Below are 25,689 nucleotides of genomic sequence, written 5' to 3' on the forward strand. Positions count from 1 at the left end.
ATTGGGTTCGGAAACAATCGCCCCACTACTTGAGCTTTGTCACCTAAACCCTTGGGCTCATTGGCACACCACGCCACATACTTGCCCTTTTTCTGACATTTTCTCTCGCCCTCGCGCAGACTCCGGGTAATCTGTCCCTCGCCTGACATATGGGACTGCCAATGCCCTCCACTGCCTCAATCCGAGCGCTCGCGCCCGGCGACGATGTCGCTTGGCGTAGGCTCTGGACCGATTATCTGACGTTCTACAAGGCCACCCGGCCCGAGGAGGTCTATGCGACCACCTTCGCCCGGCTTGTGGATGCGTCCGATCGGGGCACCTTCGGCTTCATTGCCGAGGTGGATGGCGAGCCTGTCGGCCTCGTGAACTGCGTGATCCACCGCCACCTCTGGAGGGTCGAGGATGTCTGCTACCTCGGCGATCTCTACGTGGACCCGACCGTGAGAGGCACCGGCGCTGGCCGGGCGCTGATCGAAGCGGTCTATACCCATGCGGAGGCGCTGGGGGCGCCTTACGTCTACTGGATGACGCAGGACTTCAATCGCGAGGCCCGCAAGCTCTACGACCGCATCGGCGAGCTCACACCCTTCATAAAATATCAACGGAGAGCTGCCTGATGCTGAACCGCTTGCTGCCTGCGGGTCTTGCCCTCACCCTCGCTGCCTGTTCCACCACATCCCTGCCGGATGTCGACGTGCCCCAGCGGCGTGCCAGCTATGCCGGGGATCTTCCGGCCATGCGCACCTTCTCCCAACCCCGCGCGGTGGCGACCTATCGCTCCAACGCCCAGCTCGCGGCCGATTTTCTCGAGTTGAGCTTCCAGATGGAAAGCGGGCGCAAGCTGCCCCAGTTCTCCCGCTTCGAGGGGCCGGTGACGATTGCGGTCAAGGGCGCGGCCCCGGCCTCGCTCACCGGCGACCTGTCGCGCCTCGTGGCCCGGCTGCGCTCGGAGGCCCGGATCGACGTGCGCCTCTCCAGCGGCGGCAGCGCCGCCCCCTCCATCACCGTCCAGATCGTGCCCAAGCGCGAGCTTCAGCGTCTCGTGCCCCAGGCCGCGTGCTTCGTGGTGCCCCGGGTGTCGTCCTGGTCCGAGTTCCGCAAGGCCCGCCGCTCGCGCACGGTCGATTGGGCCTCGCTCTCCGAGCGCAAGCAGATCGCCGTGTTCATGCCCGGTGACGTCTCGCCCCAGGAGGTGCGCGACTGCCTGCACGAAGAGATCGCCCAGGCCCTCGGCCCGCTCAACGACCTCTACCGCCTGCCCGATTCCGTGTTCAACGACGACAACTTCCACACCGTCCTGACCGGCTTCGACATGCTGATGCTGCGGGCCTATTACGACCCCTCGCTGCACTCCGGCATGACCCGCGCCCAGGTGGCCTCGCGCCTGCCCGCCATCCTCAACCGGATCAACCCGGCCGGCAATCGCGGCCGCGGCGGCCATGCCTCGCTCACGCCCCGCGCCTGGATCGACGCGATCGAAACCGCGCTCGGCCCGCGTGCCCGCCCCGCCGCGCGGCTCGACGCCGCCAAGCGGGCGGTGAACATCTCCAAGGCGCAGGGCTGGCGCGACAACCGCGCCGCCTTCTCGCTCTACGCCCTCGGGCGGCTGTCGCTCTCGGCCGAGCCCGAGCTGTCGCTGGCCAGCTTCCTCGAGGCCTCCCGCCTCTACCGGAACAACCCCGAAACCCAGATCCAGGCCGCCCATGTGGCGATGCAGCTCGCCGCCTTCTCGCTCTCGGCCGGTCAGGCCGATGGCACCATCGGGCTCATCAACGAGGTGCTGCCCGCCGTGCGCCGCGCCGAGAACGCCGCGCTGCTCTCCACCCTGCTGCTGCTGAAGGCCGAGGCCTACGAGCTGATGGGCCGCGCACCCGAGGCCGCCTCGGTGCGCACCGAGGCCCTCGGCTGGGCGCGCTACGGCTTTGGCGCCGACAACGTGGTGCGCGCCCGCGCCTCCGAGATCTCCGCGCTCAAGCCCGTGCGCCGCTCGGCCGTCAACTGAGCGGGCACCCCTGCGGCGATTGCACCGCAGCCCGCAACACCTGCTTTCACCGGGGCGTCTTCTGGACTAGAAGGCGCCCCGTAACCTTTCGGGAAAGCGCCCCATGATCGTCCTTGCCGCCCTCGTCCTCGGCGCCCTCACCGGCCTCGCCCATGCCACCCGCCGCAAGGGCGGTGTGCTCGACAAGCTGCAATACATGGCCGTCTACGCCCTGCTTTTCGGCATCATCGGCCTCTTCGCCACCATCGCGCTCGAAAAGATGCTCTGACGGCGCGCGCCCCTCGGCGCGCCCGGCCCCCCGCAACGCCAGCCGCGCCTCAGGCCCCGGCCTTGCTCATGTGCAGATAGGTCTCGTCATAGCGCTTCGACAGGTGGTCGCCCGCCCGTCGCGGGGCCGCCGCGCCCTCGGGCGCGACATCCGCATCCCACTCGGGGTTGAAGAACAGCGGTATCGAGATCCGCTCCGCCGCGCCCCCCTTCACCCGGTGCAGCGTGGCCCTTACCCGCCCGCCAGACCACATTTCCAGCATCTCGCCGAAGTTGATCACGAAAGCCCCGGGATCGGCCGAAACCGGCTCCCAGCTGCCATCGCGGCGCAGTACCTCCAGCCCCGGCGCCCCATCGGTGGCCAGCAGGGTCAGGCAGCCGTAATCTGTGTGCGGCGCAATGCCGAAGTCCTTCTCTCCCGCCCACTCGGGCCGGGCCGGGTAGTAGTTGGCCCTGAGCAGCGCCATCGGATGGGTGAACTTCCCCGCAAAGTACCCCCGGTCCTCCCCGATCGCCTCCGCCACCGCGCCCAGCAGCGCCCGGCAGAACCCCAGCGCCTCGCGGTAGTAGCCCTCCACCTCGGCCCGAAACCCCTCGGGCGCCTCCGGCCAGAGGTTGGGCGCATAATACCGCTCCGGGGCCCCCGCCGCCCCCGCGCCGGGCCACTCGTAACCGCAGTCGAACACTTCCTTGAGGTCGGGGTTGCTCGCCGGGTCCACCTGCTCCGAGCGCATCCCGCCCCAGCCCCGGTTGGAGCCGGTCGCGGCCATGTCCACCCGCGCCTTCTCGGCCTCGGGACGGTGGAAGAAACCCCGGTAGATCTCGATCAGCGCGCGCATCCGCGCCGGCGCAAAGGGGGTGTTCTCCAGCACCATGAAGCCGGTGTCGAGCGCCGCCGCACGCACCGCCTCCAGCATCGCCGGATCGCCGGCCAGCAAGGCCTTCGCGTCAATTCTGGGGATCATCTCGCAGCCTCTCTCCGCACCGCTCTCCTGATGCCAGTGCGGGGCGATGCATTCAAGCGGGCTTACTCGCTCTGCGCGTCCAGCAGGCTGTCGATCGAGGGCAGCTCGTCGCCCCGCGCCACCGGATACTCCCGCGGCGCCTCGGCCTCCGCGCTGCGCTCCTCTTCCACCGCGGCCATCGCCCCGGCCAGCCCCGGCACCGCCGCCACGGCCTGCACGCTCTCGGCCTGCGCCTCGATCACCGCGATCTCCTCGCGCATGTCCGCAAGCGAGGGGTCGTCCGCGAGGCGTTCGCATCCGCCCGCGCCACCATCGTCGCAGGCCACCTTGCCGCTCTCCAGCGCCAAGGTCGCACCACCCGGCAGCCAGCCGTTGCCCAACCCGGCGGTGCGCGCCTCAAGGTCTTCCATCGTCGGGAACCGGCCCGCGCGGATCACCTGCGCCACCTCGGGCGCAAGCGCGCCCTCTTCCACCGCCAGCCGCAACCGCAGCTCCAACTCGCGCCCGGCCTCGCTCGAGGGCAGGCTCGTCGCCACCGCCGGCGTCGCGACAACCTCGGCCCCGGGCCGCAGCGCAGGGCGGATCGAGGTCTCTACCAGCCCGCTCTCGCGGCGGATCACCGGGCCACGCGGCGTGCTCGCACGCGGCGCGCGCTCGCGCTCCACCCGCACATCCACGCCGAGCTTGCGGCGCAGGTCGCGGCGCGCCTCTTCCACGTCGCGCTTGAATTTCTGCAGAAACGGGCCGCCCTGCGCCATGGCCACCTGCGGCACCACAAAGCTCGATGCGAGCGCAAGGCCCAGGGCGAATGTCAGATGTCGTGTCATGGCAGCCTCCTTGAGCCAGCGCCAAGGCCAGCCCTTCCCCCATTCAACCCCATCCCGCGCCTCCGGTTCCACGGCTTTCCCGCCTCCACGCCCCGACCCGCGCCTTTTCGCCACCGCCCCCGCCTTGCAAGCCCGCCCGGTTCGGGGCTTACTCGCGCCAAACCAGAACGGGAGGCCGGAGATGAGACGCAAGCTCGCCGCAGGCAATTGGAAGATGAACGGCCTCAAGGCCAACCTGAGCGAAATCGAGGCCCTGGCCACGGCCCACCCCGCCCCCGGCTCCGATATCCTGCTCTGCCCGCCCGCCACGCTCATCGCCCCGATGGCGCAGGCCGCCTCGGGCACCGCGCTCGCCATCGGCGGGCAGGATTGCCACGCCGCCGCCTCCGGCGCCCATACCGGCGACATCGCCGCCGCCATGCTGGCCGATGCCGGGGCCAGCCACGTGATCCTCGGCCACTCCGAGCGCCGCGCCGATCATGACGAGCACAACGAAGACGTCCGCGCCAAGGCCAATGCCGCCCTCGCCGCCGGTCTCACCTGCGTCATCTGCGTGGGCGAGAGCGAGGCCCAGCGAGACGCCTCCAACACCCTCGACATCATCGGCGGACAGCTCTCGGGCTCCATCCCCGACGGGGTGACGGGCCACTCCCTCGTGGTCGCCTATGAGCCGATCTGGGCCATCGGCACCGGGCGCACGCCCACGCTGGAGCAGATCGGCGAGGTGCACGACTTCATCCGCATGCGGCTTGAGCGGCGCTTCGGCACCGGTGTCGGCCGTTCCACCCGCCTGCTCTACGGCGGCTCGGTGAAGCCCGGCAATGCGGCCGAGATCTTCGCCGTCAGCAATGTCGACGGCGCGCTCGTGGGGGGTGCAAGCCTCAAGGCCGCAGACTTCTCCGCCATCATCACCGCGCTCGAAGCCGCCCCGCCCCAGGGCTGAGCACTGGCCCCTTGACCACCGCGCCCCAATCGCGCCACTGCTAGCCCATGGCCTTCAACGCCCCGCAATGGTTCTCTGACGCGCTCACCACCGCCTCGGGCGATCCCGCGCTCGATCGCGATCCGCGCTGGCCGCGCTTCACCAGCCCCGACTGGCGCTGCCCCTGCTGCGGCATCCGCTCGCCCGGCCTTGCCGATATCGGCTTCGACCATCCCGGCGTCTGGCCCCACGGCTCGCGCCACGCCACCGGCGAAGTGCTGATGCAGGTCGGCGCCGACCGCCTCACCTCCGACCTCTGCCGCTACAAGGACGCCCACTTCCTGCGCTGCATCCTGCCGCTGCCGATCCGGGGCTACGATGGCTATGTCTGCTACGGCCCCTGGGCGCGGGTGGCGCGCGAGCACTTCGAGGCCTATGCCGCCTCCACCCTGCCGCCCTTTCCGCCCTTCGATGGCTGCGACGCGGTGCTGGCCAACGCCCTGCCGGGCTCCGACCCGCGCCTGCCCACCGCCTGCCGCCTCACCACCGCAGGCCCCACCGACCGGCCCGCGCTCTTTGCCCACGGCGGCCCGCTGCGGGCCGCGCAGGAAAACGGCATCGGCCTCGACGACCTGCTCCAGATCTACGCCAACGCCGGCACCGACCTGCGCGGCCACCTCGACGCCGGTGATCCCGAAGGTCCGCCCCCCGAGGAAACGCCCCCCGAGGAAACGCCCGAATCCGAGGCCGACTAGGCCGGTCTCCGCCTGCTCACACAGAGCTGACCGCCTGCGACCGCCTGCCCCACTGGCCGCTGACGCCCGGCCCTGTTAGGCCGCCGCTCCACCCGGGTTCACGCCCGGGTGCTGCCTTTTGGAGACCATCACATGACCCAGCCCAAATCCGGGCCGAAGACCGGCGCCGCCAAGGCGGCCCGGATCGCCACCACGCCCGACGCGCTCGACCTCACCGCGCTCGCCCTCATCGGCGTCGTCGGCAGCCCCACCGCCCGCCGCGCCCTGCTGCGCCACCGTAACGGGCGGATCGAAAGCGTCACCACCGGAGACCGTGCCGCCGGCGGCACCGTGCTCGAGATCGGCGCCGATCACGTGACCCTCGCCCTCAAGGGCCGGCCCGTCACCCTCGCCCTGCCGGGCTGAGACAGGCCGCGCGCGGTCCCGCCCTGCCCCCACCGCAAAGCGCCCGGCCAGACCGCGCCCACCCCACGGGGATTTCCCGCCCCGGCAGGAAACCTGCCAATCCCCGCTTGACGAGTCAGGCCCTCCGCGCCACACCCGGCGCCATGGAAAAGACCGCCGAAAAGACAGCCCTCGTCACCGGCGCCTCCCGCGGCCTCGGTGCCGCGATTGCCGAGGCCCTGGCGCCCAGCCACCACATCATCGCCGTGGCCCGCACCACCGGCGCGCTCGAAGAGCTCGACGATCGGATCCGCGCCCGCGGCGGCGCGGCCACGCTTGCGCCGATGGACATCGCCGTCGAGCCCGCCATGCAGCAGCTCGTCAGCTCCATCGCCGGCCGCTGGGGCGGGATCGACCTCTGGGTTCATACCGCCATCCACGCCGCCCCCCTCGGCCCGACGGCCCATCTCGACGAGAAGGACTGGCAGAAGAGCCTCGACACCAACGTCACCGCCACCCGCCGCCTGATCGGCCTTGTCGAGCCGCTGCTGCTGGCCCGAGGCGGCACCGCCGCCTTCTTCGACGATGCCCGCGCGGGCGAGAAGTTCTTCGGCCACTACGGCGCCACCAAGGCCGCGCAGATCGCGCTGGCCACGAGCTGGCAGGCCGAAACCACCAAGACCGGCCCCCGCGTGCTGCTGCTCGCCCCCGCCCCCATGCCCACCGCCACCCGCGCGCGCTTCTTTCCCGGCGAAGACCGGGCGCCGCTGGCCAGCCCCATTGATGAGGCGGCCCGCCTCCTTCCGGAGCTCACCGCCTGAAGCCGGCGTCGGATTGGATATTTTCAGCAAGAAAATGACAGCGGGCCGGTTCGGCGCGGCAGCCTTCCGCTTGTGAGCGGGCGGGCGCTCGCCTATTCAGGGAAGACGGGCAAGAAGCGGGGCACCATGCGCATTCTCATCACCAATGACGACGGCATCAACGCGCCCGGCCTTGCGGTGCTCGAACAGATCGCCAACGAGCTGGCCGGGGCGGCGGGCGAGGTCTGGGTGGTGGCACCTGCCTTCGAGCAATCCGGCGTCGGCCATTGCATCAGCTACACCCACCCCACCATGATCGCCCAGCTCGGCGAACGCCGCTTCGCCGCCGAGGGCAGCCCGGCCGACTGCGTGCTCGCCGGCCTCTACGACGTGCTCGCCGAGCGCCGCCCCGACCTCGTGCTCTCGGGCGTGAACCGGGGCAACAACGCGGGCGAGAATACCGTCTACTCCGGCACCATCGGCGGGGCCATGGAAGGCGCGTTGCAGGGCGTACCCTCGATCGCACTCAGCCAGTTCTACGGCCCCGGCAACGTGCGCCTCGAAAACCCCTTCGAGGCCGCCGCCGCCTATGGCGTGGCCACCGTGCAGGCGCTGCTGGAGCACGGCACCTGGGAGGGAGACGCCTATAACACCTTCTACAACGTCAACTTCCCGCCCCGCGCCGCCGCCGATGTCGGCGAGATGAAGATCACCTCGCAAGGGCGCAGGAAACATACCAATTTCGGGGTCGAGCCCCATGTCTCCCCCTCCGGCCGCAGGTTCCTGTGGATCAAGGGCGGCGAGCAGCACGAGCGCACCGGGCCGGGCACCGATGTCGAGGCCACACTCGATGGCCACATCTCGATCACCCCGATGCGCGCCGACCTCACCGCCCATGACACCCTCGCCACGCTCCGGGAGAAACTGGGATGACCGAGGAGGTGTCGGAGGCGGAACGCAAGATGCAGTTCCTCTTTGCCCTGCGCTCCCGCGGTGTCACCGACAAATCCGTGCTCTCCGCGATGGAAAAGATCGACCGCGGCCAGTTCGTCCAGGGCCTGTTCTCCGAACGCGCCTACGACGACACCCCCCTGCCCATCGCCTGCGGCCAGACCATCTCGCAGCCCTCCATCGTCGGGCTGATGACCCAGGCGCTCCAGATCACGCCCCGCGACAAGGTGCTCGAGGTCGGCACCGGCTCCGGCTACCAGGCCGCCATCCTCGCCCTGCTGGCGCGCCGGGTCTATACCGTCGACCGCTTCCGCCGCCTCACCCGCGCCGCCGAGGAGCTGTTTCGCAGCCTCGACCTCACCAATGTCACCACCTTCACCGCCGACGGCTCCCACGGCCTGCCCGAGCACGCGCCCTTCGACAAGATCCTCGTGACCGCCGCCGCCGAAGACCCGCCAGGCCCGCTCTTGGCCCAGCTTCGCATTGGGGGTATCATGGTGCTGCCCGTTGGCCAGTCGGACGCGGTGCAAAGCCTGATCCGCGTGCATCGCACCGAAGAGGGCTTGCGCTACGACGAGCTGCGCGACGTGCGTTTCGTTCCGCTCCTCGAGGGGTTGGGCAAGGAGTAGTTCGGGAGGTGCCGCAATAAGGCACCCCCACCAGATTGAGGGAACGAGCGCCATGCGTCTCACCACAACTCTCGTGGCATCCGTGAGCCTGTTCGCGCTCGCCGCCTGTGAAGATCTAGACAGCGACTTCCGCGGGTTCGGCGGCGGCTTCAACACCACGACGGCGGCCCAGAAGGCCACCGAGCGGCGCCCTGCCCCCGATGATCGCGGCATCCTCTCCTACCCCGGCTACCAGGTCGCCGTGGCCCGGCGCGGCGATACCGTCACCTCGGTCGCCTCCCGGATCGGCATTCCCGCCAGCGAGCTGGCCGCGCGCAATGCCGTGCCGCAGGGCGCAAGCCTGAACGCGGGCGAGGTGCTGCTGCTGCCGCGCCGCGTCTCCGAGCCCTCTCCCGCCACCGGCGCCGTCGCCACCGGCCCGATCCGCCCGCCCGAACAGGTCGACGTGGCGGTGCTGGCCGATGGGGCGATCTCGCGCGCCGAGGGCACCATCACCCCTGCCAACACCCCCGCCAGCACACCCACCCGCAAGCCGCAGACCGGGCAGGAGCCCATCCGCCACGTGGTGAAGGCCGGTGAAACCGCCTATTCCATCTCGCGGCGCTACGGCGTGTCGGTGCAGGCCCTCGACGACTGGAACGGCCTCGACGACAACCGCACCCTGCGCGTCGGCCAGACCCTGCTGATCCCGCCGGAGGCCCCCTCGCGCCCGGCCCCCGCCGCCGCGCGCACCTCCGAGCCGGGCCAGGGCTCGCCCACGCCCACGCCCCCCTCTGCCGCCGAGCCGCTCCCCAAGGACGAGCCCCCGGCGCAGACCAAGACAACCCAGGCCAAGCCCGCGCCCGGCACGCCCGAAAGCCCCGATCTCGGCAGCCAGGCCACCACCGCCTCCGCCAGCTCGGCCCGCTTCACCTCGCCGGTGCAGGGCAACATCATCCGTGCCTACTCGGCCAAGTCCGACGGGATCGACATCGCCGCCCCCTCCGGCGCCGCCGTGAAGGCCGCCGACAGCGGCACCGTTGCCGCCATCACCCAGAGCACCGAGAAGGTGCCGATCCTCGTGCTGCGCCACGCCGGCGGGCTGCTCACCGTCTACGCCAACGTCGACGGGCTGACCGTGAAGAAGGGTGACAAGGTGTCCAAGGGGCAGACCATCGCCAAGGTCCGCGCCGGCTCGCCGTCGTTCCTCCACTTCGAGGTCCGCGACGGGCTCAAGGCCGTCGATCCGGCCAAGTATCTGCCCTGAACGGTCCGGTAACGTTAACCATCGGGTGCGAAACAGCGTATGCACGGGAGTCATACGCCTTGTGTACGGGATGTGACATTGCCTGTTGGCAGGGTTAACGCCGCAAAGGTTAACAGCAGCGCGTCAGGCTGTAGGGTGGGTGAAACCCACCGCCCTCAGAGCTTGACGCCCCGCCGCCCTGCCAGATCGGTGAAGAACTGCCAGGCCACCCGGCCCGAGCGCCCGCCCCGCGTGGCCTGCCACTCGATCGCTTCGGCACGCAGGGTCTCGGGCTCCACCTCCACGCCGTATTCGGCGCAATAGCCTGAAATCATGGCCAGATACTCGTCCTGCGAGCAGGGATGGAAGCCCAGCCACAGCCCGAAGCGGTCGGAGAGAGACACCTTCTCCTCCGTCGCCTCGCTCGGGCTGATCGCGGTGGAGCGTTCGTTCTCGATCATGTCGCGCGGCATCAGGTGGCGGCGGTTCGAGGTGGCGTAAAACACCACATTGTCGGGCCGCCCGGCTATGCCCCCATCGAGCACGGCCTTCAGGGATTTGTAATGTTCATCGTCATGGCTGAACGAGAGATCATCGCAAAACAGCAGGAATCGCGCGTCCGAGCGGCGCAGATGGCCCAGCAGCCGCCCGATGGAGGGCAGGTCTTCGCGCTGCACCTCGATCAGTTTCAGCTCGGTGAAATCTGCCTGAACAGCGGCGTGCACCGCTTTGACAAGGCTGGATTTTCCCATGCCGCGCGAGCCCCAGAGCAGGGCGTTGTTGGCGGGCAGACCGGCGGCAAACTGGCGGGTGTTCTCCACCAGCGTGTCGCGCGAGCGGTCGATGCCGATGAGCAGGCCGATATCGACCCGGTTCACATGGGCGACGGGCTCCAGATGGTCGGGGTCGGCGTGCCACAGAAAGGCAGAAGCCGTTGTAAAGTCGGGGTTTTCCAGCGGCGGTGGGGCCATCCGCTCCAACGCGGCGGCAATCCGGTCAAGCGGGTCGTTCTCGCTCAAAACTCTTCGTCCTCATCCAGAATGCCCTCGGCCCGCAGCCGCGCCGTGCGCTTGCGCTCGACCCGCGCCACAAGGAAGATCGACACCTCGTAGAGCCCGTAAACCGCAACGAAAAGAATGATTTGCGTGAACACATCCGGCGGCGTCACGATGCCCGCCAGCACGAGGATCGCCACCACGGCGTATTTGCGCATCGCCGCCAGACCGGCCGAGCTGACCAGCCCCGCCGTGCCCAGCAGCGTCAGCAGCACCGGAAGCTGGAAGCAGATGCCGAAGGCCATGACGAAGGTGATGGTGAGCGACAGGTATTCCGAGATCGAGCCTTGAAACACCACCGAACCCGAGCCCACCGCCAACTGCCCGTCATCCGCCGTCTCGCCGTTGGTCACCGGCACGGCACCGCCGCCAAAGTCCTGGAAGCCAAGGAAAAAGTCGTAGGCCAGCGGGATCACGATGTAGTAGCAGAAGGCCGCGCCGAGCAGGAACATCGCCGGCGAGGAGATCATGAAGGGCAGGAAGGCCGAGCGCTCGTTGCGATAGAGGCCGGGCGCCACGAAGCGCCAGAGCTGGAAGCCGATCACCGGAAACGACAGCGCGAACCCGGCCAGCATGGCAATGCGGATCTGCACGAAGAACCCGTCCTGCAGCCGGATCATCTGCAGATTGCAGGCCTGCATCCGCTCCGCCATCGCGTGGCAGACCGGCTGTTTAAGGAAATCGAAGATCGGACCTGCGAAATAGAAGCAGACAAAGACCGAAATGATGAAGGCAATCGCAGACCGGATCAGCCGCGTGCGCAATTCCGCAAGATGCTCAATGAGCGGGGCGGAGGAATCCTCCAGTTCGTCTTCGGCCTGGGTCATGGTGTCAGCTCACGCCGGTATCGCCTGCCGCGCTTTTGGGTGCGGGCTTTGGCTTTGATTTTGCAGGAGTTTTCTTGGCGGCCGGTGCCTTCTTGGCGGCCGTTTTCGGGGCGGATTTGGCGGCGTGCTTCTTTGCGGCGGGTTTCTTCGCCGGGGCCTTCTTCGGCGCAGGCTTCACCTCGGCCTCCGCCCCGTTAACCGCCTGTTCACCTTCCGGCTCCCCGGCCATCTCGGCCGCCTCCGAAGCCTCGATCGCCTCGCGCCGCTTGCGCTCCTCGGCGGCCTTGGCGCTGGCCTCCTGGATCTTGCGCTTGGCCTCCGCCCGCTCTTCCGAGAGCTTCGAGGTTTCCGGCCCCATCGCCTTCTTTTCCGGCTCTTTCTTGCTGGGGTCCCACTTGTCGAAGCGATCCGCCGCATCGCGCAGCTTGTCGATCCCCATCGACTTGGGGTTCATCGTCCGGTTGAGGTCGCTGGCCACGTCCTTCATGCCGGTGCTGTCGGCGGCATCCTCCATGGCGCGCGAAAACTCCCGCGCCATCCGCTTGACCTTGGCCGTCATCTTGCCGAGTGACTGGAACATCACCGGCAAGTCCTTCGGACCCACCACGATCAGCGCCACGACGCCGATCAGCAGAAGCTCGCTCCAGCCCATTCTGCGACCCCTAAAGCCCTATCAGGCCTTGTCTTTCTCTTCCGGCGTCACGTCACGCGCGGCAGCGGCATCGGCCTCTTCCAGCTCTTTCGTGCCGTCCGAGACGCCCTTCTTGAACGAGGTGATCCCCTTGCCCACTTCGCCCATCAGCGAAGAGATCTTGCCGCGCCCGAAGAGCACCAGCACCACGACGGCAATAAGAAGCCAGCCGACCGGGGGGATATTGGTGATGAACATCGCTTGCATGATTTGCCCGTCCTTTGATCCCTGAAAACCCTCCCGCAAGGCCGGTTCAGGCCCCGCGAAGTCGCCCCTATTTATGGAGTTTCCGCCCCGGGCGAAAGGGGCCAATCCATCACGATTGGGCAAATCGCCTTGTCAGATGGCCGCAGCCCGCGCTCATTCGGTGCGCAGCGGAAACAGAAAGCACCTGTCGCGCCGAATTGTGAGCCAGAGCACAGTGCCCGGCTTGGGCAGGAAAACCGAGGGAATCGTGGCCCGCAGCACCTGCCCGTCGTGGTCCATCTTCAGCTCAACGAGGCTCTCGCGCCCCATGAACCGCGCCCGCTCCACCACGCCCCGCGCCGGCATGCCGTGGCTCTCGGTCGGGTTCGGGCCCCGGCCCGCGCGGTCGAAGTCGATGGTCAGGTGCTGTGGCCGAATGACAATCTCCACCCCCTGCCCGTCCGGCACCCCCGGCGCCAGAAAGCTGCCAAAGGCGGTTTCCGTCAGAGCACCCTGCACCTCGCCGCGCAAAATGTTGATATCGCTGAAGAAGGCCGCCGCCTTCCGGTCTACCGGGTTGTTGTAGATCGTGTAGGGCGCGCCGCGCTGCACGATCCGCCCGTCGCGCATCAGCGCAATCTCGTCGGCCATCCGCATCGCCTCGTCCGGCTCATGCGTCACCAGCAGCACCGCCGCGCCTTCTTCCTTCAGCACAGCCAGCGTCTGGTCGCGGATGTCGTCGCGCAGCCGCATATCAAGGCCCGAGAAAGGCTCGTCCATCAGCATCACCCGGGGCCGCGGCGCCAGCGCACGGGCCAGCGCAACCCGCTGCTGCTCCCCGCCCGACAGCTCGTGCGGATAGGCCCGCGCATGGCGCGAAAGCCCGACCTTCTCCAGCAGCTCCTCCACCCGGCCCTTCGCAGCGCCGCGCTTCAGCCCGAAGGCCACGTTCTTTGCCACGGTCAGGTGCGGAAACAGCGCAAAGTCCTGAAACATCAAGCCGATGTGGCGCTGCTCGGGCGGCACGAAGCCGCTCTCGCCGGAAACCTCCGTCCCCTCCACCAGCACCCGCCCGGCATCGGGTTGGTCGACGCCGGCGATCATCCGCAGCGTCGTCGACTTGCCGCAGCCGGAGGGGCCGAGCAGGCAGGTCACCTGCCCCGCGCGCACCTGCAACGACAGATCACGCACCACCTCGCGCCCGCCGAGGCGGCGCGTCAGGTTTTGCACTTCCAGCCTGTAGCTCTCGCTCACGCCATCGCCTTCCCGTTACCCAAGCGAAAGCATCGGGTTTCGGGGGGTGGTAGCAGCCCCCCCGAAGCCGGACAAGTCAGGCAAGCGTGTAGTTCAGCGAGCCGCCGTCGAGCAGAATGTTCTGCCCCACCATGTAGCCGGCGTGCTGCGAGCACAGGAAGGCACAGGTCGCGCCAAACTCCTCAGGCGTGCCATAGCGGTTGGCCGGAATGGTCGAGGCCCGCTTGGCCCGCGCTTCCTCCATGGTGATCCCCTCCTTCTCGCACACGCCCTTGTCGAGCGAGTCGGCCCGGTCGGTTGCATGAATGCCGGGGAGCAGGTTGTTGATATTCACGCCATATTCGGCCACCTGACGGGCGGTGCCGGCAACAAAGCCGGTGAGCCCGGCGCGCGCCGAGTTGGAGAGGCCAAGCACCGCGATCGGGCTTTTCACCGACTGGCTGGTGATGTTCACCACCTTGCCCCAGCGCCGCTCCATCATGCCCGGAAGGGCCGCCTGCATCAGCGCAATGGGGGTGAGCATGTTGGCATCCAGCGCGGCGATGAAGTCGTCGCGGTCCCAGTCCTGCCACATGCCCGGGGGCGGGCCGCCCGCATTGGTCACGAGGATCTCGACGGTGCCCGCGGCGCCCAGCAGCTTGGCCCGGCCCTCTTCGGTGGTCACGTCGCAGGCCACGGTCTCGACCTCCACGCCGAAATCGGCGCGGATCGCGGCCGCACTGGCCTCGAGCGCCTCTTCTCCGCGGGCGTTCATCACCAGCGAGCACCCGGCTTCCGCCAGCGCCCGTGCGCAACCCAGCCCGAGCCCCTTGGAGGAGGCCGCAACCAATGCCCGCTTGCCAGAAATCCCCAGATCCATCGCTCATCTCCTTGAATTTTCTGCCCGATCCGTCGGGCCAGAGTGTCTGCCGCAGCTATGCCCCCTCACCTCCCGATTCGCCAGAAGCCAGCCGGAGGGTGCAGACAGGGCCGCGCCTTGTGTCATTGTTAATTGTCCCCCTGCACAATTGCCACATCCTGCCGCCAAAGCCACCGGTTCCACCGTCCCTGCCGTTGACCTTCATGGCCCGCGCCCGATATTGAGATGTGCAGGTGGTGGCATGATGAAATGTGGGGAGATCTCCCGCAGCAACACGAACTCAGAGTGTCGATGACCACGCCTTCCTCCTCCTCCTCTCCCGACGGGCCAGAGACCGCGCGCCAAGGTGCCGAGCGCCGTGCCAGCTATGGCTGCCACGTGTTCAGCGGGGCCGATCTGCATGTGACCTCGGGCGCCAACCTCGGCGACACCCTCGGCCCGGTCGACGAGCTGTGCGAGGGCGACACCTACGGGCTGGCCGAAGAGGCAGAAGTGTCGAAGCTGGCGCTGATCACCGAGGCTGGGCGGCTTCTGGTTGCGCCCGACAGCGAGCTTGGCCGCGTCGGCGAGGCCGTGACCCTTGCCGGGCGGCTCACCTTCATGGGCGGCGACGGCGGCGGCATGGACCTGCTGGTCATCGAACTGCCCGGCGCCGAGGGCGAAACCCGCCATTTCCTGCCGCTCGAACCTATGGAGCCGCGCGTCGACTATGCGCTCATCGGCGTCTCCGACGAACCGGGCGAGGTGCAGCTTTCCGACCTCACCTCCTTCGCCTTCGCCCGCGGCACCGCCATCACCCTCGCCTCCGGGGCGCAAAAGCCGGTGGAAGAGCTCGCGCCCGGCGAGCGCGTCCTGACCCGCGACCACGGCGCCCAGCCCGTCCGCTGGATCGGCACCCAGACCGTGCGCGCCGTCGGGGCCTATGCGCCGGTGGTCATCACCAAGGACACGCTCGGCAACGCCGCCGACCTGATCCTGAGTCAGCACCAGCGCCTCTTCGTCTACCAGCGCGGCGCCGACCGCGTGACCGAAACCGCCGAAATGCTGGTGAAGGCCGCGCTGCTGGTCGATGACGACGCGGTCTTTGTCCGCAAGGGCGGTTTCGTCGATTACTTCACCCTGGTCTTCGACCATCACGAGGTAATCTACGCCGAGTGCATCCCCGTGGAATCCCTCGAGCTTTCGCCCGACACAAGGCACAGCCTGCCCGGCGAGATCGCTGCGGGGATCGAAGCCGAGTTCGGCGACCTTGCCCATACCCCGGCCTTTGGCACCGAACTCTCGGGCGATCGGATCGACCCGGAGAAACGACGCAGGATCTTCAAGGGCAGCGCGGGGCGTTAACCTTTTATACAGCTTTGTCAGCAAGGCTCTCAGCGGTTATCTTTCCCCAGCGATACCTTGGGGAAGGGACACGCGATGAACAAGGGTCAGCCCACCCGCAAGAGCGAGATCGTCGCCGCCGCCTTCGAGGCCCTCATGGCCGAGGGGCTGCCGATGCTGTCTTACGATACCATCGCGCGGCGCGGCGCCCTGTCGCGCCAGTTGATCCGCTATCACTACCCCGAGCCTGAAGACCTGATGATCGACCTCTGCGACCATCTCGCCGGGCTCTACCGCGAGGCGCTGATTTCAGAGGTGATGAAACGCGAGGGTGCGGCCCGCTTGCGCTGTTTCTTCGATTTCTACTTCGACCTGATCGAGGGCAACCTCAAACCTCGTGACGATCAGGTCTACGACGCCATGATGTCGCTCTCCGCCGGCAGCCCCCGCATCCGCACCAACCTGCGCAGCCAGTATTCGCTGCTCGGGCAGGTGCTCTCCCACGAGCTGGAGTTGGAATACCCCGCTCTCGGCTCGCAGGGGGCGCAGGAGCTGTCCTGGCTCTTCGTCAGCCTCATGTACGGCCACTGGAAGATGGTGGCCTCCCTCGGCTTTTCCGGCGAACACCGCCGCGTCACCCGCGCCGCCATCGACCGGCTGATCGAGTCGTACCTCGCCCGCCCCACCGAGGCGGGGCCGAAAATCTGGTCCGCCCCCGCGAAAGACTGATTTTCGGTCCGAAAAACTTGCCCTGGCGGAAGGCCCGAAAGCCAAATCTTCCCTGCCCGCGAGCCTGGCCCGCGGGCCTTTCGAACCGAAAACCACCCCTCGGAAAGATTGACAGAACCCCCTTGTTTTGCTGCCCTTGCGTCATTGATTGAAACCGGGCGTGGAGAACCGATAACCGCCGCGATTACGACCCGATGGGCAATTTCTGCCCACCCCTCAAAAGCAGCCACGCAGATACCGTTTTCCGACGGACCCGCCCGGCATCTTTTCCTCTACCGGCGGCAGCGGTCCAACGCGAAACACAGATGCCAGCCACCCTGCGCTGCCTCCAACCACGGGAAGGACATTAGGAAATAATGAGTATCAATGCCTCCACGCCACTGGGCGTCATGAGCTTTTTCTTCATCACCCTCTGCCAGAAAGACAAGCATTTCCCCGCCGAGCTGTCCCGCCGCCTGCCGCAGCTCTCCCCCCTCCTCGCCATCCGGATCGGGGCGATCCTAGACAACTGCGCCTTCCATGGCATCATCCGCCGCGACGCCGTCACCTGGAGCATCGGCGGTAGCTACCCCAGCAACCTGACCATCGGCCAAAGCTCCATGCAGCAGGTCGCCAATGACGTGCGCTTTGGCCTGAAGCCGCTGCGCATCGACGTGTCGTTGCAGGAAGCCATGAAGACCTGCCAGTCCATCACCAATGACGCGATGATGCTCGGCATCGGCAAGATCACCGATGCGATGGACGGCACCCTCGCCAACCTCTCGGCCGTCTACAAGGACGGCAAGAAGTACTGGACCTACGGCGGCAAACCCCTGATCGAGAAGGGCCCGGTGCTGACCGAGCTCAACAAGAAGATCATCAACTACGACGGCAATCTGGTGGATCTCTTCATTCTGGCGATCTGACTACCCCCGCAGCGCCTCGATCAGCTCTTCCTTGGTCATCTCGCTGCGTCCCGAGATATCCAGCTCCTGCGCCCGCTCATAGAGCTCGGCCGCCGTCCATGCCTCGTAGGGCGGCGCCTTGCCCCCCTTCTCGCTCGGGTCCATGTCGGGGTTGGCCTGCGCATTCGCGATCCGCGCCGACTTTTCCTTGGAGTAGCCCTTGTCGCGCAGCGCCTCGTAGGTGTCGTGGTCCTTCACGCTCGGGCCGGGATCTTCGCGGGTGTCATCACTCTTCGCCATCTCGCATCTCCTTTGGCTCCTCAACGCCCATGCCCGCTTGCCGTTCCCGCCCGGCATGGTAGAGAGCGCCATGCTCGACAATCGCCCCACCCTTCCGCCCGAAATCGCCCGCCGCCGGACCTTTGCGATCATCTCGCACCCCGACGCCGGCAAGACGACGCTGACCGAAAAGTTCCTGCTTTACGGTGGCGCGATCCAGATGGCCGGACAGGTGCGCGCCAAGGGCGAGGCGCGGCGCACGCGCTCGGACTTCATGCAGATGGAGAAGGACCGGGGCATCTCCGTCTCGGCCTCCGCCATGTCGTTCGACTACGGCAACTACCGCTTCAACCTCGTCGACACCCCCGGTCACTCCGACTTCTCCGAAGACACCTACCGCACCCTCACGGCGGTGGACGCTGCGGTGATGGTGATCGACGGCGCCAAGGGCGTCGAGAGCCAGACGCAAAAGCTCTTCGAGGTCTGCCGGTTGCGCGACCTGCCGATCCTGACCTTCTGCAACAAGATGGACCGCGAGAGCCGCGACACCTTCGAGATCATCGACGAGATCCAGGAAATGCTGGCGATCGACGTGACGCCCGCCTCCTGGCCCATCGGCGTCGGCCGCGATTTCCTCGGCTGCTACGACATGATCCACAACCGTCTCGAACTCATGGACCGCGCCGACCGCAACAAGGTCGCCGAGAGCATCAAGATCGAAGGGCTGGACGATCCCAAGCTGGCCGAACACATCCCCGCCGAGCTGCTGGAAAAGCTTCTTGAAGAGGTCGAAATGGTGCGCGAGCTTCTGCCTCCGCTCGACCCCCAGGCGCTGGCCGAAGGCACGCTGACCCCCATCTGGTTCGGCTCCGCCATCAACAGCTTCGGCGTCAAGGAGCTGATGGACGGCATCGCCGAATACGGCCCCGAGCCGCAGCCGCAAAGCGCCGAACCGCGCCAGATTGCGCCCGAAGAGACCAAGGTCACCGGTTTCGTCTTCAAGGTGCAGGCCAACATGGACCCCAAGCACCGGGACCGGGTGGCCTTCCTGCGCCTCGCCTCCGGCCACTTCCAGCGCGGCATGAAGCTGACCCATGTGCGCACCAAGAAGCCGATGGCGGTGAGCAGCCCCGTGCTCTTTCTCGCGTCGGACCGCGAGCTGGCCGAAGAGGCCTGGGCCGGCGACATCATCGGCATCCCCAACCACGGCCAGCTCCGCATCGGCGACACCCTCACCGAGGGCGAGGCGCTGAAGGTCACGGGCATTCCCTCCTTCGCACCCGAGCTGCTGCAAAACTGCCGCGCGGGCGATCCGCTGAAGGCCAAGCACCTCGACAAGGCGCTGATGCAGTTCGCCGAGGAAGGCGCCGCCAAGGTGTTCAAGCCGGTGATCGGTGCGGGCTTCATCGTTGGCGTGGTCGGACAGCTTCAGTTCGAGGTGCTCGCCAGCCGGATCGAAATGGAATACGGCCTGCCGGTGCGCTTCGAGCCCTCGCAGTTCACCTCCGCCCGCTGGGTCAATGGCCCGCGCGAGGCGGTGAACAGGTTCGCCGAGGTGAACAAGCAGCACATGAGCACCGACAACGACGGCGACCTCGTCTATCTCACCCGCCTGCAGTGGGATATCGACCGCGTGGAGCGCGACTACCCCGAGGTGAAGCTCACCGCGACCAAGGAAATGATGGTGTAGGGCGGGACTTGTCCCGCCTTCCCTGCCCCGCGGGCTAGGCCCCGGCGATCACCTCTTCCACCAGGCTCTGAAGGGCACCGAAGTATCCGCCGCTCCGGGCCGGCTGGTTCGGGTCCGAGGTGATGACCACCACCACCTCCGCCTCCGGGCACACCGCCAGCACCTGCCCGCCATAGCCCCGCGCCAGCCCGTAGCTCATGCCCCCGGCCTCGCCCAGAAACCAGCCGTAGCCATAGCCCAGACCCGACCACGGCGAGCGGGTGCGTGCAACGAAGCTGCGGGTAATCCAATCCGCGCTCACCAGCCGCGCGCCCTCGTGCATCCCGCCTGCAAGGATCATCTCTCCGAAGCGGGCAAGCCCGTCCGGCGAAACCGCCATCTCGTTGCCCCCGAGGTAGTAGCCCTGCGGATCGCGGGTCCATCGCGGCACCTCGCCAAGCACCGCCCCGAGCCGGTCGCGCATCAGCGCCAGCAGGCTTTCGCCCGACACCTCAGCCAGCACCGCCCCCAGCACATGGGTCGAGCCGGTCGAATACAGCATCCGCCCGCCGGGCTCGGCCACCATCTCGCGCCCCAGCGCGTTGGCCACCCAGTTCCGGCTGGCGACCCAGCCGCCGTAGTTCGCGCCCGAAGTCCGCTCGAGCCCCGCGCGCAGCGTCACCAGATCCTCCAGCGTGATGTCGGCCACCTCCTCCGCCGCCTCCGCCGGAATCAGCCCCGGGGCAACTTCGCCCAGGCCTGCCGACACGCCCGGCACCTCGCCACGGTCGAGCGCGCAGCCCAGAAGGGTGGCCACAAGGGTCTTGGAGGCCGATTTCACGTTCACCGGCATCGCCACCCCCGGCCCGCGAAACACCTCTTCCACCACCCGCACGCCGCCCCGCTGCACCAGCAGCGTCCGCATCTGCTCATGCGCCTGCGCCCTCGCGACCAGCGAGGGCTGTGCCTCCTGAGCAAACAGGGGCCGCGACAGCAGCAGGCAAGCAGGGGCGGCAAGAAGGCTTCGGCGTGTGATCATCATACCGCCAGATTTGCGGCCCTTGCGCCTCAGGCCAACAAACCTTTTTGTGAGCGCGTAGGCATCGCCGCTTTCCTGCGTAGAATGCGCCAAGGAGACAGAGAGAGATGACAGAGCTTACCCGCCGCACCCTGCTGGCCGGCCTCGCCGCCTTTGCCGCCCTGCCCGCGCAGGGCGCCACCGTGCGGCGCGACGTTGCCTATGGCCCCGACCCGCTGCACCGCTACGACGTCTACCTGCCCGAAAGCCCCTCGGCCGCGCCGCTGGTGGTTTTTCTGCACGGCGGCGGCTGGGCCTTTGGCGACAAGGGCAACGACACTGTCTGGAAGGCGAAATCGGCGCATTACAACGCCCGCGGCATCGGCTTTGTGTCGGTCAACACCCGCCTCCTGCCCGAGGCCGACCCGATGCAGCAGGCCGCCGATCTTGCCCGCGCCCTCGCCCATGTGCAGCAGACCGCGCCGGGCTGGGGGGCCGATCCGTCGCGGCTCGCGCTCATGGGGCACTCCGCCGGGGCTCATCTGGTATCGCTTCTGGGGGCCGACCCGGGCCTTGCTCGCCGCTGGGGGGCCAGCACTTGGCGGGCGACCGTGGCGCTCGACACGGCGGTGTTCGACACCGAGCGCTACATGGCCCGCAAGCCCTCGCGCATCCACCGCCGCGCCTTCGGCACCAGCCGCGCCTTCTGGCAGGACGCCTCGCCCTATGCACGGCTCGGCGCGGGCGCCACGCCCTTTCTTCTCGTCGCCTCCACCAAGCGCCCCGCCTCGCTCTCCGCCGCGCGCCAGTTCGCCCGCGCCGCCAAGGCCCGCAAGGTCGAGGCCGAGCTCTACGAGATCAACTATTCCCACGCCGCCATCAACGCCGCCCTCGGCATGCCGGGCCCCTATACGGATACAGTCGACGCATTCCTGAGCCGCCATGGTGTCGGCTGATTGACCTCGTCGCAAAACTGCGCTAGTCCGCGCTTGGCCTCACGATGCGCGTGCTGGCCAACGCGGGGCGCCTGAGCATTGCGTCCCAATCCCGCGGGGGCCCGTCCCCGCAAGACACGGACGTACATGACCAAATTTAGCGATCTGAAGCTGGACCCGAAGGTCCTCAAAGCCGTCGAAGATGCCGGCTACGAAACTCCCACTCCCATTCAGGCCGGCGCCATCCCGCCCGCGCTCGAAGGCCGCGACGTGCTGGGCATCGCCCAGACCGGCACCGGCAAGACCGCGAGCTTCACGCTCCCGATGATCTCGCTGCTGAAACGTGGCCGCGCCCGCGCCCGGATGCCGCGCTCACTCGTGCTGGCCCCCACCCGCGAACTCGCCGCTCAGGTGGCCGAGAACTTCGATATCTACGCCCAGCACACCAAGCTCACCAAGGCCCTGCTGATCGGCGGCGTCTCCTTCGGCGAGCAGGACAAGCTGATCGACCGTGGAGTCGACGTGCTGATCGCCACACCCGGCCGCCTGCTCGACCATTTCGAGCGCGGCAAGCTGCTGCTGACCGGCGTGCAGATCATGGTGGTGGACGAGGCCGACCGAATGCTCGACATGGGGTTCATCCCCGACATCGAGAAGATCTTCCAGCTCACGCCCTTCACCCGGCAGACCCTGTTCTTCTCCGCCACCATGGCGCCAGAGATCGAGCGGATCACCAACACCTTCCTCTCCAATCCCGAGAAGGTCGAAGTGGCCCGCGCCGCGACAACCGGCGAGAACATCAAGCAGGGCGTGCTGATGTTCAAACCCTCCCGCCGCGACCGTGCCGCCACCGAAAAGCGCAAGGTCCTGCGCGAAATGATCGACGGCGAGGGCGAGGCCTGCACCAACGCCATCATCTTCTGCAACCGCAAGGTTGATGTGGATGTGGTCGCCAAGTCGCTGAAGAAAAACGGCTATAACGCCGAGCCGATCCACGGTGACCTCGACCAGTCGCAGCGCATGCGCACGCTTGCGGGCTTCCGCGACGGTTCGATCCGCTTCCTCGTCGCCTCCGATGTCGCCGCCCGCGGGCTCGACATTCCGGCGGTGTCCCACGTGCTCAACTACGACGTGCCCAGCCACGCCGAAGACTACGTGCACCGCATCGGCCGCACCGGCCGTGCCGGGCGCTCCGGCACCGCGCTGATGATTTGTTCGCCCACGGACGAACGCAATCTCGCCGATATCGAGCGCCTCGTCCAAAACGAGATCCCGCGCCTCAATGCGCCCGACAGCAGCACTCCCGACAGCGCCCCTGCCCCCGAGGCACAGGACGGCGCTGCCGAGGAAAAGCCCAAGCGCAGCCGGTCCCGGTCGCGCCGGAAGAAGGAAGATGCACCCGCGGAGGCCCCCGTCGAAGAGGTCAGCGCCGTCGAAGCGCCTGCTGCACAGCCCGAAGAAGCCCCCGAGCGGGAAGAGCGCGAACCGCGCCGCCGCTCTCGTGGCGGACGCGGACGCAGCGACCGTTCCGATCGCTCCGAGCGCGGTGGCAACACCCCGCAGGGCCTTGGCGACCACCTGCCCGACTTCATCGCCCGCAGCTTCGAAGATCGCTCCGAAACGCCCGACCCGAGCTGACGGCCGCAAAAAAAGGGGCGGCACCCATATCCGGGTGCGCCCCTCTTTCTTCCCATTCGCAAACCTGAACGCGGAACCCGCCTTGCGGGCGCCCACCCCGGTCTGTCGCGCCGGGCAAGGCGTTCTGCGCCCTGCCCCGCTGCGCATGAGCACTCCGCTCAGGTCAGGCGGCTGATCACCACCACGACCTCGGGCTTCTTGCCGATCTCTTCCACCGAAGTCTGGCGCACGACCCGGCGCAGGCCCTCTTCGAGCTTGTCGTCGTCGGTCAACACCTTGTCGTCGGCCCGGCCCAGAAAGCCATCTGCCGCCGCCTCGATCAGTTCAACCAGCGAAGCTCGCGAGCGGCCCATCTCCGGCAGGCCCACCAGCTCGGCCCAGGGCTCCCCAAGCGGCTCGTCGTTCTCGTCGAGGATCAGCGTCAGGAAGACCTGCCCGTTCAGCGCCACGCGGATACGGTCCCGCACCACGCCATCCAGCGCCCCGATCTTCACCGAACCGTCCAGATAGGTGCGCCCGGTTTCGATGTATTCCACGATCTCGGGCTTTGGCCCGGTGAGGTCCACCATCGAACCGTTCACCGCCACCACGGAGGGGATGCCCTTGGCCTCGCCCACCTTGGCATGTTCCCGCAGCATGCGGTGCTCGCCGTGCATGGGGATCAGCATCTTGGGGTGCATCAGGTCATGCATCGCCTCGAGGTCGGGGCGGTTGGCATGGCCCGACACGTGATAGAGGTCGCTCCTGTCGTCGATCACATCCACGCCCATCTGCGAGAAGGCATTGACGATGCGCAGCACGCCGCGCTCGTTGCCGGGGATGGTCTTGGAGGAGAACAGAAAAGTATCGCCCTCCTTCATCGTCAGCCCCAAGAACTTGCCGCGCGAAAGCTGCGCCGAAGCCGCCCGCCGCTCGCCCTGGCTGCCGGTGACGATGAGCATGAGGTTCTCGCGGGGGATATCCACCGCCTCCTCGGGCGTGACCGTGTGCGGAAACTTCTCCAGCACGCCGGTGTCGATGGCCACCGCGACCATCCGCTTCATCGCCCGGCCCAGCAGGCACACGGAGCGGCCCGCCTTGGCACCGGCCTCGGCCAGCGTCTTCACCCGCGCCACGTTGGAGGCGAAGGTGGTGCACACGATCATGCCGCTCGCGCTCTTGACCAGCTCACCGAGCGCCGGGGGCAGCGTGGCCTCCGAGCGGCCCGGGTTGGGGCTCATGATGTTGGTGCTGTCGCAGGTCAGCGCCTGCACGCCCGGCTCGGCAATCTCGTTCCACAGCTTGGGGTCAAAGGCCTCGCCCACCACCGGGTTGCCATCGAGCTTGAAGTCGCCCGTATGCACCACACGGCCCGCCGGGCTGTCGATTACCAGCCCCGAGCTTTCGGGGATCGAGTGGCTGACCGGCACGAAGCTCACCTTGAACGGCCCCGCCTCGATCATCTCGGGGTAAGGGCCGACCGCATTCACATGCTCAACGTCTTGCCCCTGCTCATCCATCTTGCGCACCGCCAGCGCGGCGGTGAAGCGGCGGCAGTAGACTGGCGCGCGCAGGTCGGCCCAGAAGTGGCCGATGCCGCCCACATGGTCTTCGTGGCCGTGGGTGATGAAGATCGCGTCCAGCCGGTCGCGGTTCTCCTTCAGCCAGGTCATGTCGGGAAAGATCAGATCCACCCCCGGGGTGCCATCCATGTCGGGAAAGGTCACCCCGATATCGACCAGAATCAGCCGTTCCTTGCCCGGTTTGCCGTAGCCATAGACATAGGCATTCATCCCCACCTCACCGGCCCCGCCGAGAGGAAGGTAGATCAACCGTTCGTCACTCATTCAGTCTGCCCCGCTTGGCTCATGTTGTGGGCATGGATCACCGTAAGCCCATGCATCGTCAGATCGTCTTCAAATGCGTCAAAACGGGCATGTCCCATCTGAAACAGCGGCGCAAGCCCGCCGGTCGATATCACCCGCATTTCACCGCCATATTCGGCCTTTATCTGGTCGCAGATGCCGTTGACGAGCCCGACGTAGCCCCAGAAAACCCCCGATTGCATGCAGGCCACCGTATTGGTGCCGATCACCTTCTCCGGTTTGGTCACATCCACATGGGGCAGCGCGGCGGCGGCCATGTGCAGGGCTTCGAGGCTCAGGTTGACCCCCGGCGCAATGACACCGCCGACGTAGGCCCCGTCCTGCGCCACCACGTCGAAGGTGGTCGCGGTGCCGAAATCCACCACGATCAGGTCTCCGCCATGCCGGTCGAAGGCGCCTGCCGTGTTCACCAGCCGGTCGGGGCCCACCGCCACGCCCGCATCCACGCGGGGCGCGACCGGCAGCTCGCAGCCGGGCTTGCCCACCACCATGGGGCGGCAATTGAAATAGCGGTCGGAGAAGACCCGAAGGTTGAACACCACCCGCGGCACCGTCGATGAGATGATGACCGCGTCGATGTCGATCGCCACCTTGCGATGCTCCATTAGCTGGCTGAACCAGACCCAGTACTGATCCGCCGTGCGCTGGTGTTCCGAGGAGGTGCGCAGCGTGGCCACAAAGCTGTTTCCGTCCCAGACCGAAAAGACCGTGTTCGTGTTCCCGCAGTCGATGCAGAGCAGCATGGGCGCC

28 protein-coding genes are annotated in these 25,689 nt (G+C 67.6%); 16 read left to right on the plus strand and 12 right to left on the minus strand.

The features are described from left to right. Positions 1-161 precede the first annotated feature (161 nt). From GTH22_RS06905 to GTH22_RS06915, 3 genes are all read left to right on the plus strand, one after another. Positions 162-617: a GNAT family N-acetyltransferase gene (locus GTH22_RS06905; RefSeq protein ID WP_252944185.1), complete on the plus strand. Its 456-nt coding sequence runs from the start codon at positions 162-164 to the stop codon at positions 615-617. Then, the gene (locus tag GTH22_RS06910; RefSeq protein WP_252944186.1) at positions 617-2,002 is read left to right on the plus strand and encodes a DUF2927 domain-containing protein; all 1,386 of its coding nucleotides are present in this window, start codon (positions 617-619) and stop codon (positions 2,000-2,002) included. The genes GTH22_RS06905 and GTH22_RS06910 overlap by 1 nt, the downstream gene beginning before the upstream one ends. A 103-nt stretch (positions 2,003-2,105) precedes the next feature. Continuing rightward, a complete protein-coding gene (locus tag GTH22_RS06915; RefSeq protein WP_252944188.1) occupies positions 2,106-2,270 on the plus strand; it encodes a hypothetical protein in 165 nt (54 codons plus the stop codon). Positions 2,271-2,319: 49 nt separating this feature from the next. On the opposite strand, the gene GTH22_RS06920 is transcribed toward GTH22_RS06915, so the two are convergent. After that, positions 2,320-3,234, minus strand: coding sequence for an isopenicillin N synthase family oxygenase (locus GTH22_RS06920; RefSeq protein ID WP_252944189.1), 915 nt, complete (start codon positions 3,232-3,234; stop codon positions 2,320-2,322). A gap of 62 nt (positions 3,235-3,296) precedes the next feature. Continuing rightward, positions 3,297-4,061 carry a hypothetical protein gene (locus GTH22_RS06925; RefSeq protein WP_252944191.1) on the minus strand — a complete coding sequence of 255 codons (765 nt, stop codon included), beginning with the start codon at positions 4,059-4,061 and terminating at the stop codon, positions 3,297-3,299. Between the two features lie 181 nt (positions 4,062-4,242). Between GTH22_RS06925 and tpiA the strand changes: the two genes are divergently transcribed. The 7 genes from tpiA to GTH22_RS06960 all read left to right on the plus strand — a co-directional run bounded on the left by tpiA (position 4,243) and on the right by GTH22_RS06960 (position 9,748). Then, a complete protein-coding gene (gene tpiA / locus GTH22_RS06930) occupies positions 4,243-5,004 on the plus strand; it encodes a triose-phosphate isomerase (RefSeq protein ID WP_252944193.1) in 762 nt (253 codons plus the stop codon). Positions 5,005-5,051: 47 nt separating this feature from the next. Then, positions 5,052-5,738 (plus strand): DUF2199 domain-containing protein, encoded by a 687-nt coding sequence (locus GTH22_RS06935; RefSeq protein WP_252944195.1) that lies wholly within the window; start codon positions 5,052-5,054, stop codon positions 5,736-5,738. A gap of 132 nt (positions 5,739-5,870) precedes the next feature. Continuing rightward, positions 5,871-6,143, plus strand: a complete 273-nt coding sequence (locus GTH22_RS06940) for a hypothetical protein (RefSeq protein ID WP_252944197.1) — start codon at positions 5,871-5,873, stop codon at positions 6,141-6,143. A 143-nt stretch (positions 6,144-6,286) separates the two neighbouring features. Further along, entirely contained in the window at positions 6,287-6,943 is a 657-nt protein-coding gene (locus tag GTH22_RS06945; RefSeq protein WP_252944199.1) for an SDR family oxidoreductase, read from the plus strand. 126 nt (positions 6,944-7,069) lie between these two features. Beyond that, positions 7,070-7,855, plus strand: coding sequence for a 5'/3'-nucleotidase SurE (gene surE, locus GTH22_RS06950; RefSeq protein ID WP_252944202.1), 786 nt, complete (start codon positions 7,070-7,072; stop codon positions 7,853-7,855). Continuing rightward, a complete protein-coding gene (locus GTH22_RS06955; RefSeq protein WP_252944204.1) occupies positions 7,852-8,502 on the plus strand; it encodes a protein-L-isoaspartate(D-aspartate) O-methyltransferase in 651 nt (216 codons plus the stop codon). The genes surE and GTH22_RS06955 overlap by 4 nt, the downstream gene beginning before the upstream one ends. A gap of 52 nt (positions 8,503-8,554) precedes the next feature. Continuing rightward, entirely contained in the window at positions 8,555-9,748 is a 1,194-nt protein-coding gene (locus GTH22_RS06960; RefSeq protein WP_252944206.1) for a LysM peptidoglycan-binding domain-containing protein, read from the plus strand. Positions 9,749-9,903: 155 nt separating this feature from the next. Here GTH22_RS06960 and GTH22_RS06965 read toward each other — a convergent pair whose 3' ends face one another. The 6 genes from GTH22_RS06965 to GTH22_RS06990 all read right to left on the minus strand — a co-directional run bounded on the left by GTH22_RS06965 (position 9,904) and on the right by GTH22_RS06990 (position 14,599). After that, positions 9,904-10,698 (minus strand): ATP-binding protein, encoded by a 795-nt coding sequence (locus tag GTH22_RS06965; protein ID WP_252947595.1) that lies wholly within the window; start codon positions 10,696-10,698, stop codon positions 9,904-9,906. Positions 10,699-10,742: 44 nt separating this feature from the next. Next, positions 10,743-11,609, minus strand: a complete 867-nt coding sequence (gene tatC / locus GTH22_RS06970; protein ID WP_252944208.1) for a twin-arginine translocase subunit TatC — start codon at positions 11,607-11,609, stop codon at positions 10,743-10,745. A gap of 4 nt (positions 11,610-11,613) precedes the next feature. Beyond that, entirely contained in the window at positions 11,614-12,261 is a 648-nt protein-coding gene (tatB, locus tag GTH22_RS06975) for a Sec-independent protein translocase protein TatB (RefSeq protein WP_252944210.1), read from the minus strand. A 21-nt stretch (positions 12,262-12,282) separates the two neighbouring features. Then, positions 12,283-12,498, minus strand: coding sequence for a twin-arginine translocase TatA/TatE family subunit (gene tatA, locus GTH22_RS06980; RefSeq protein ID WP_252947596.1), 216 nt, complete (start codon positions 12,496-12,498; stop codon positions 12,283-12,285). 162 nt (positions 12,499-12,660) lie between these two features. Next, complete coding sequence (locus GTH22_RS06985) at positions 12,661-13,740, minus strand: ATP-binding cassette domain-containing protein (protein ID WP_252944212.1); 1,080 nt, start codon at positions 13,738-13,740, stop codon at positions 12,661-12,663. Positions 13,741-13,816: 76 nt separating this feature from the next. Beyond that, entirely contained in the window at positions 13,817-14,599 is a 783-nt protein-coding gene (locus GTH22_RS06990) for an SDR family oxidoreductase (protein ID WP_252944214.1), read from the minus strand. A 291-nt stretch (positions 14,600-14,890) separates the two neighbouring features. Between GTH22_RS06990 and GTH22_RS06995 the strand changes: the two genes are divergently transcribed. The 3 genes from GTH22_RS06995 (at position 14,891) to GTH22_RS07005 (ending at position 17,556) form a co-directional block, all read left to right on the plus strand. Further along, entirely contained in the window at positions 14,891-15,943 is a 1,053-nt protein-coding gene (locus GTH22_RS06995; RefSeq protein ID WP_252944216.1) for a Hint domain-containing protein, read from the plus strand. A 75-nt stretch (positions 15,944-16,018) separates the two neighbouring features. Further along, positions 16,019-16,651, plus strand: a complete 633-nt coding sequence (locus tag GTH22_RS07000) for a TetR/AcrR family transcriptional regulator (RefSeq protein WP_252944218.1) — start codon at positions 16,019-16,021, stop codon at positions 16,649-16,651. A gap of 356 nt (positions 16,652-17,007) precedes the next feature. Beyond that, the gene (locus tag GTH22_RS07005) at positions 17,008-17,556 is read left to right on the plus strand and encodes a hypothetical protein (protein WP_252944220.1); all 549 of its coding nucleotides are present in this window, start codon (positions 17,008-17,010) and stop codon (positions 17,554-17,556) included. Here the strand turns inward: GTH22_RS07005 and GTH22_RS07010 are convergent, their stop codons facing one another. Next, positions 17,557-17,835 (minus strand): Rho termination factor N-terminal domain-containing protein, encoded by a 279-nt coding sequence (locus GTH22_RS07010; RefSeq protein WP_252944222.1) that lies wholly within the window; start codon positions 17,833-17,835, stop codon positions 17,557-17,559. It lies immediately after the preceding gene. A gap of 70 nt (positions 17,836-17,905) precedes the next feature. Between GTH22_RS07010 and GTH22_RS07015 the strand changes: the two genes are divergently transcribed. Further along, entirely contained in the window at positions 17,906-19,504 is a 1,599-nt protein-coding gene (locus GTH22_RS07015) for a peptide chain release factor 3 (protein ID WP_252947597.1), read from the plus strand. Positions 19,505-19,538: 34 nt separating this feature from the next. On the opposite strand, the gene GTH22_RS07020 is transcribed toward GTH22_RS07015, so the two are convergent. Continuing rightward, entirely contained in the window at positions 19,539-20,525 is a 987-nt protein-coding gene (locus GTH22_RS07020) for a serine hydrolase (RefSeq protein ID WP_252944223.1), read from the minus strand. 104 nt (positions 20,526-20,629) lie between these two features. Between GTH22_RS07020 and GTH22_RS07025 the strand changes: the two genes are divergently transcribed. Then, a complete protein-coding gene (locus GTH22_RS07025) occupies positions 20,630-21,457 on the plus strand; it encodes an alpha/beta hydrolase (protein WP_252944225.1) in 828 nt (275 codons plus the stop codon). 126 nt (positions 21,458-21,583) lie between these two features. Continuing rightward, the gene (locus tag GTH22_RS07030) at positions 21,584-23,074 is read left to right on the plus strand and encodes a DEAD/DEAH box helicase (protein ID WP_252944227.1); all 1,491 of its coding nucleotides are present in this window, start codon (positions 21,584-21,586) and stop codon (positions 23,072-23,074) included. A gap of 158 nt (positions 23,075-23,232) precedes the next feature. Here GTH22_RS07030 and GTH22_RS07035 read toward each other — a convergent pair whose 3' ends face one another. Together GTH22_RS07035 and GTH22_RS07040 are read right to left on the minus strand one after the other, a co-directional pair. Continuing rightward, positions 23,233-24,900, minus strand: a complete 1,668-nt coding sequence (locus tag GTH22_RS07035; RefSeq protein WP_252944229.1) for a ribonuclease J — start codon at positions 24,898-24,900, stop codon at positions 23,233-23,235. After that, positions 24,897-25,682: a type III pantothenate kinase gene (locus GTH22_RS07040; RefSeq protein ID WP_252944231.1), complete on the minus strand. Its 786-nt coding sequence runs from the start codon at positions 25,680-25,682 to the stop codon at positions 24,897-24,899. The genes GTH22_RS07035 and GTH22_RS07040 overlap by 4 nt, the downstream gene beginning before the upstream one ends. Positions 25,683-25,689 lie beyond the last annotated feature (7 nt).

It is taken from the genome of Oceanicola sp. 502str15 (assembly GCF_024105635.1).
Lineage (GTDB): Bacteria > Pseudomonadota > Alphaproteobacteria > Rhodobacterales > Rhodobacteraceae > Vannielia.

Excerpts from the sequence above, each read along its gene's own strand:
- GTH22_RS07010 (WP_252944222.1), bottom strand. The coding sequence starts at position 17,835 with ATGGCGAAGAGTGATGACACCCGCGAAGATCCCGGCCCGAGCGTGAAG.
- tatB (WP_252944210.1), bottom strand. The coding sequence starts at position 12,261 with ATGGGCTGGAGCGAGCTTCTGCTGATCGGCGTCGTGGCGCTGATCGTG.
- GTH22_RS06910 (WP_252944186.1), top strand. The coding sequence starts at position 617 with ATGCTGAACCGCTTGCTGCCTGCGGGTCTTGCCCTCACCCTCGCTGCC.
- GTH22_RS06905 (WP_252944185.1), top strand. The coding sequence starts at position 162 with ATGCCCTCCACTGCCTCAATCCGAGCGCTCGCGCCCGGCGACGATGTC.
- GTH22_RS06965 (WP_252947595.1), bottom strand. The coding sequence starts at position 10,698 with ATGGCCCCACCGCCGCTGGAAAACCCCGACTTTACAACGGCTTCTGCC.
- tatC (WP_252944208.1), bottom strand. The coding sequence starts at position 11,609 with ATGACCCAGGCCGAAGACGAACTGGAGGATTCCTCCGCCCCGCTCATT.
- tpiA (WP_252944193.1), top strand. The coding sequence starts at position 4,243 with ATGAGACGCAAGCTCGCCGCAGGCAATTGGAAGATGAACGGCCTCAAG.
- GTH22_RS07040 (WP_252944231.1), bottom strand. The coding sequence starts at position 25,682 with ATGCTGCTCTGCATCGACTGCGGGAACACGAACACGGTCTTTTCGGTC.
- GTH22_RS06955 (WP_252944204.1), top strand. The coding sequence starts at position 7,852 with ATGACCGAGGAGGTGTCGGAGGCGGAACGCAAGATGCAGTTCCTCTTT.
- GTH22_RS07020 (WP_252944223.1), bottom strand. The coding sequence starts at position 20,525 with ATGATGATCACACGCCGAAGCCTTCTTGCCGCCCCTGCTTGCCTGCTG.
- GTH22_RS07030 (WP_252944227.1), top strand. The coding sequence starts at position 21,584 with ATGACCAAATTTAGCGATCTGAAGCTGGACCCGAAGGTCCTCAAAGCC.
- GTH22_RS07035 (WP_252944229.1), bottom strand. The coding sequence starts at position 24,900 with ATGAGTGACGAACGGTTGATCTACCTTCCTCTCGGCGGGGCCGGTGAG.
- GTH22_RS06960 (WP_252944206.1), top strand. The coding sequence starts at position 8,555 with ATGCGTCTCACCACAACTCTCGTGGCATCCGTGAGCCTGTTCGCGCTC.
- tatA (WP_252947596.1), bottom strand. The coding sequence starts at position 12,498 with ATGTTCATCACCAATATCCCCCCGGTCGGCTGGCTTCTTATTGCCGTC.
- GTH22_RS06920 (WP_252944189.1), bottom strand. The coding sequence starts at position 3,234 with ATGATCCCCAGAATTGACGCGAAGGCCTTGCTGGCCGGCGATCCGGCG.
- GTH22_RS06915 (WP_252944188.1), top strand. The coding sequence starts at position 2,106 with ATGATCGTCCTTGCCGCCCTCGTCCTCGGCGCCCTCACCGGCCTCGCC.
- GTH22_RS06940 (WP_252944197.1), top strand. The coding sequence starts at position 5,871 with ATGACCCAGCCCAAATCCGGGCCGAAGACCGGCGCCGCCAAGGCGGCC.
- GTH22_RS07025 (WP_252944225.1), top strand. The coding sequence starts at position 20,630 with ATGACAGAGCTTACCCGCCGCACCCTGCTGGCCGGCCTCGCCGCCTTT.
- GTH22_RS06925 (WP_252944191.1), bottom strand. The coding sequence starts at position 4,061 with ATGACACGACATCTGACATTCGCCCTGGGCCTTGCGCTCGCATCGAGC.
- GTH22_RS06945 (WP_252944199.1), top strand. The coding sequence starts at position 6,287 with ATGGAAAAGACCGCCGAAAAGACAGCCCTCGTCACCGGCGCCTCCCGC.
- GTH22_RS06995 (WP_252944216.1), top strand. The coding sequence starts at position 14,891 with ATGACCACGCCTTCCTCCTCCTCCTCTCCCGACGGGCCAGAGACCGCG.
- GTH22_RS07015 (WP_252947597.1), top strand. The coding sequence starts at position 17,906 with ATGCTCGACAATCGCCCCACCCTTCCGCCCGAAATCGCCCGCCGCCGG.
- GTH22_RS06990 (WP_252944214.1), bottom strand. The coding sequence starts at position 14,599 with ATGGATCTGGGGATTTCTGGCAAGCGGGCATTGGTTGCGGCCTCCTCC.
- GTH22_RS06935 (WP_252944195.1), top strand. The coding sequence starts at position 5,052 with ATGGCCTTCAACGCCCCGCAATGGTTCTCTGACGCGCTCACCACCGCC.
- GTH22_RS07000 (WP_252944218.1), top strand. The coding sequence starts at position 16,019 with ATGAACAAGGGTCAGCCCACCCGCAAGAGCGAGATCGTCGCCGCCGCC.
- surE (WP_252944202.1), top strand. The coding sequence starts at position 7,070 with ATGCGCATTCTCATCACCAATGACGACGGCATCAACGCGCCCGGCCTT.
- GTH22_RS07005 (WP_252944220.1), top strand. The coding sequence starts at position 17,008 with ATGAGTATCAATGCCTCCACGCCACTGGGCGTCATGAGCTTTTTCTTC.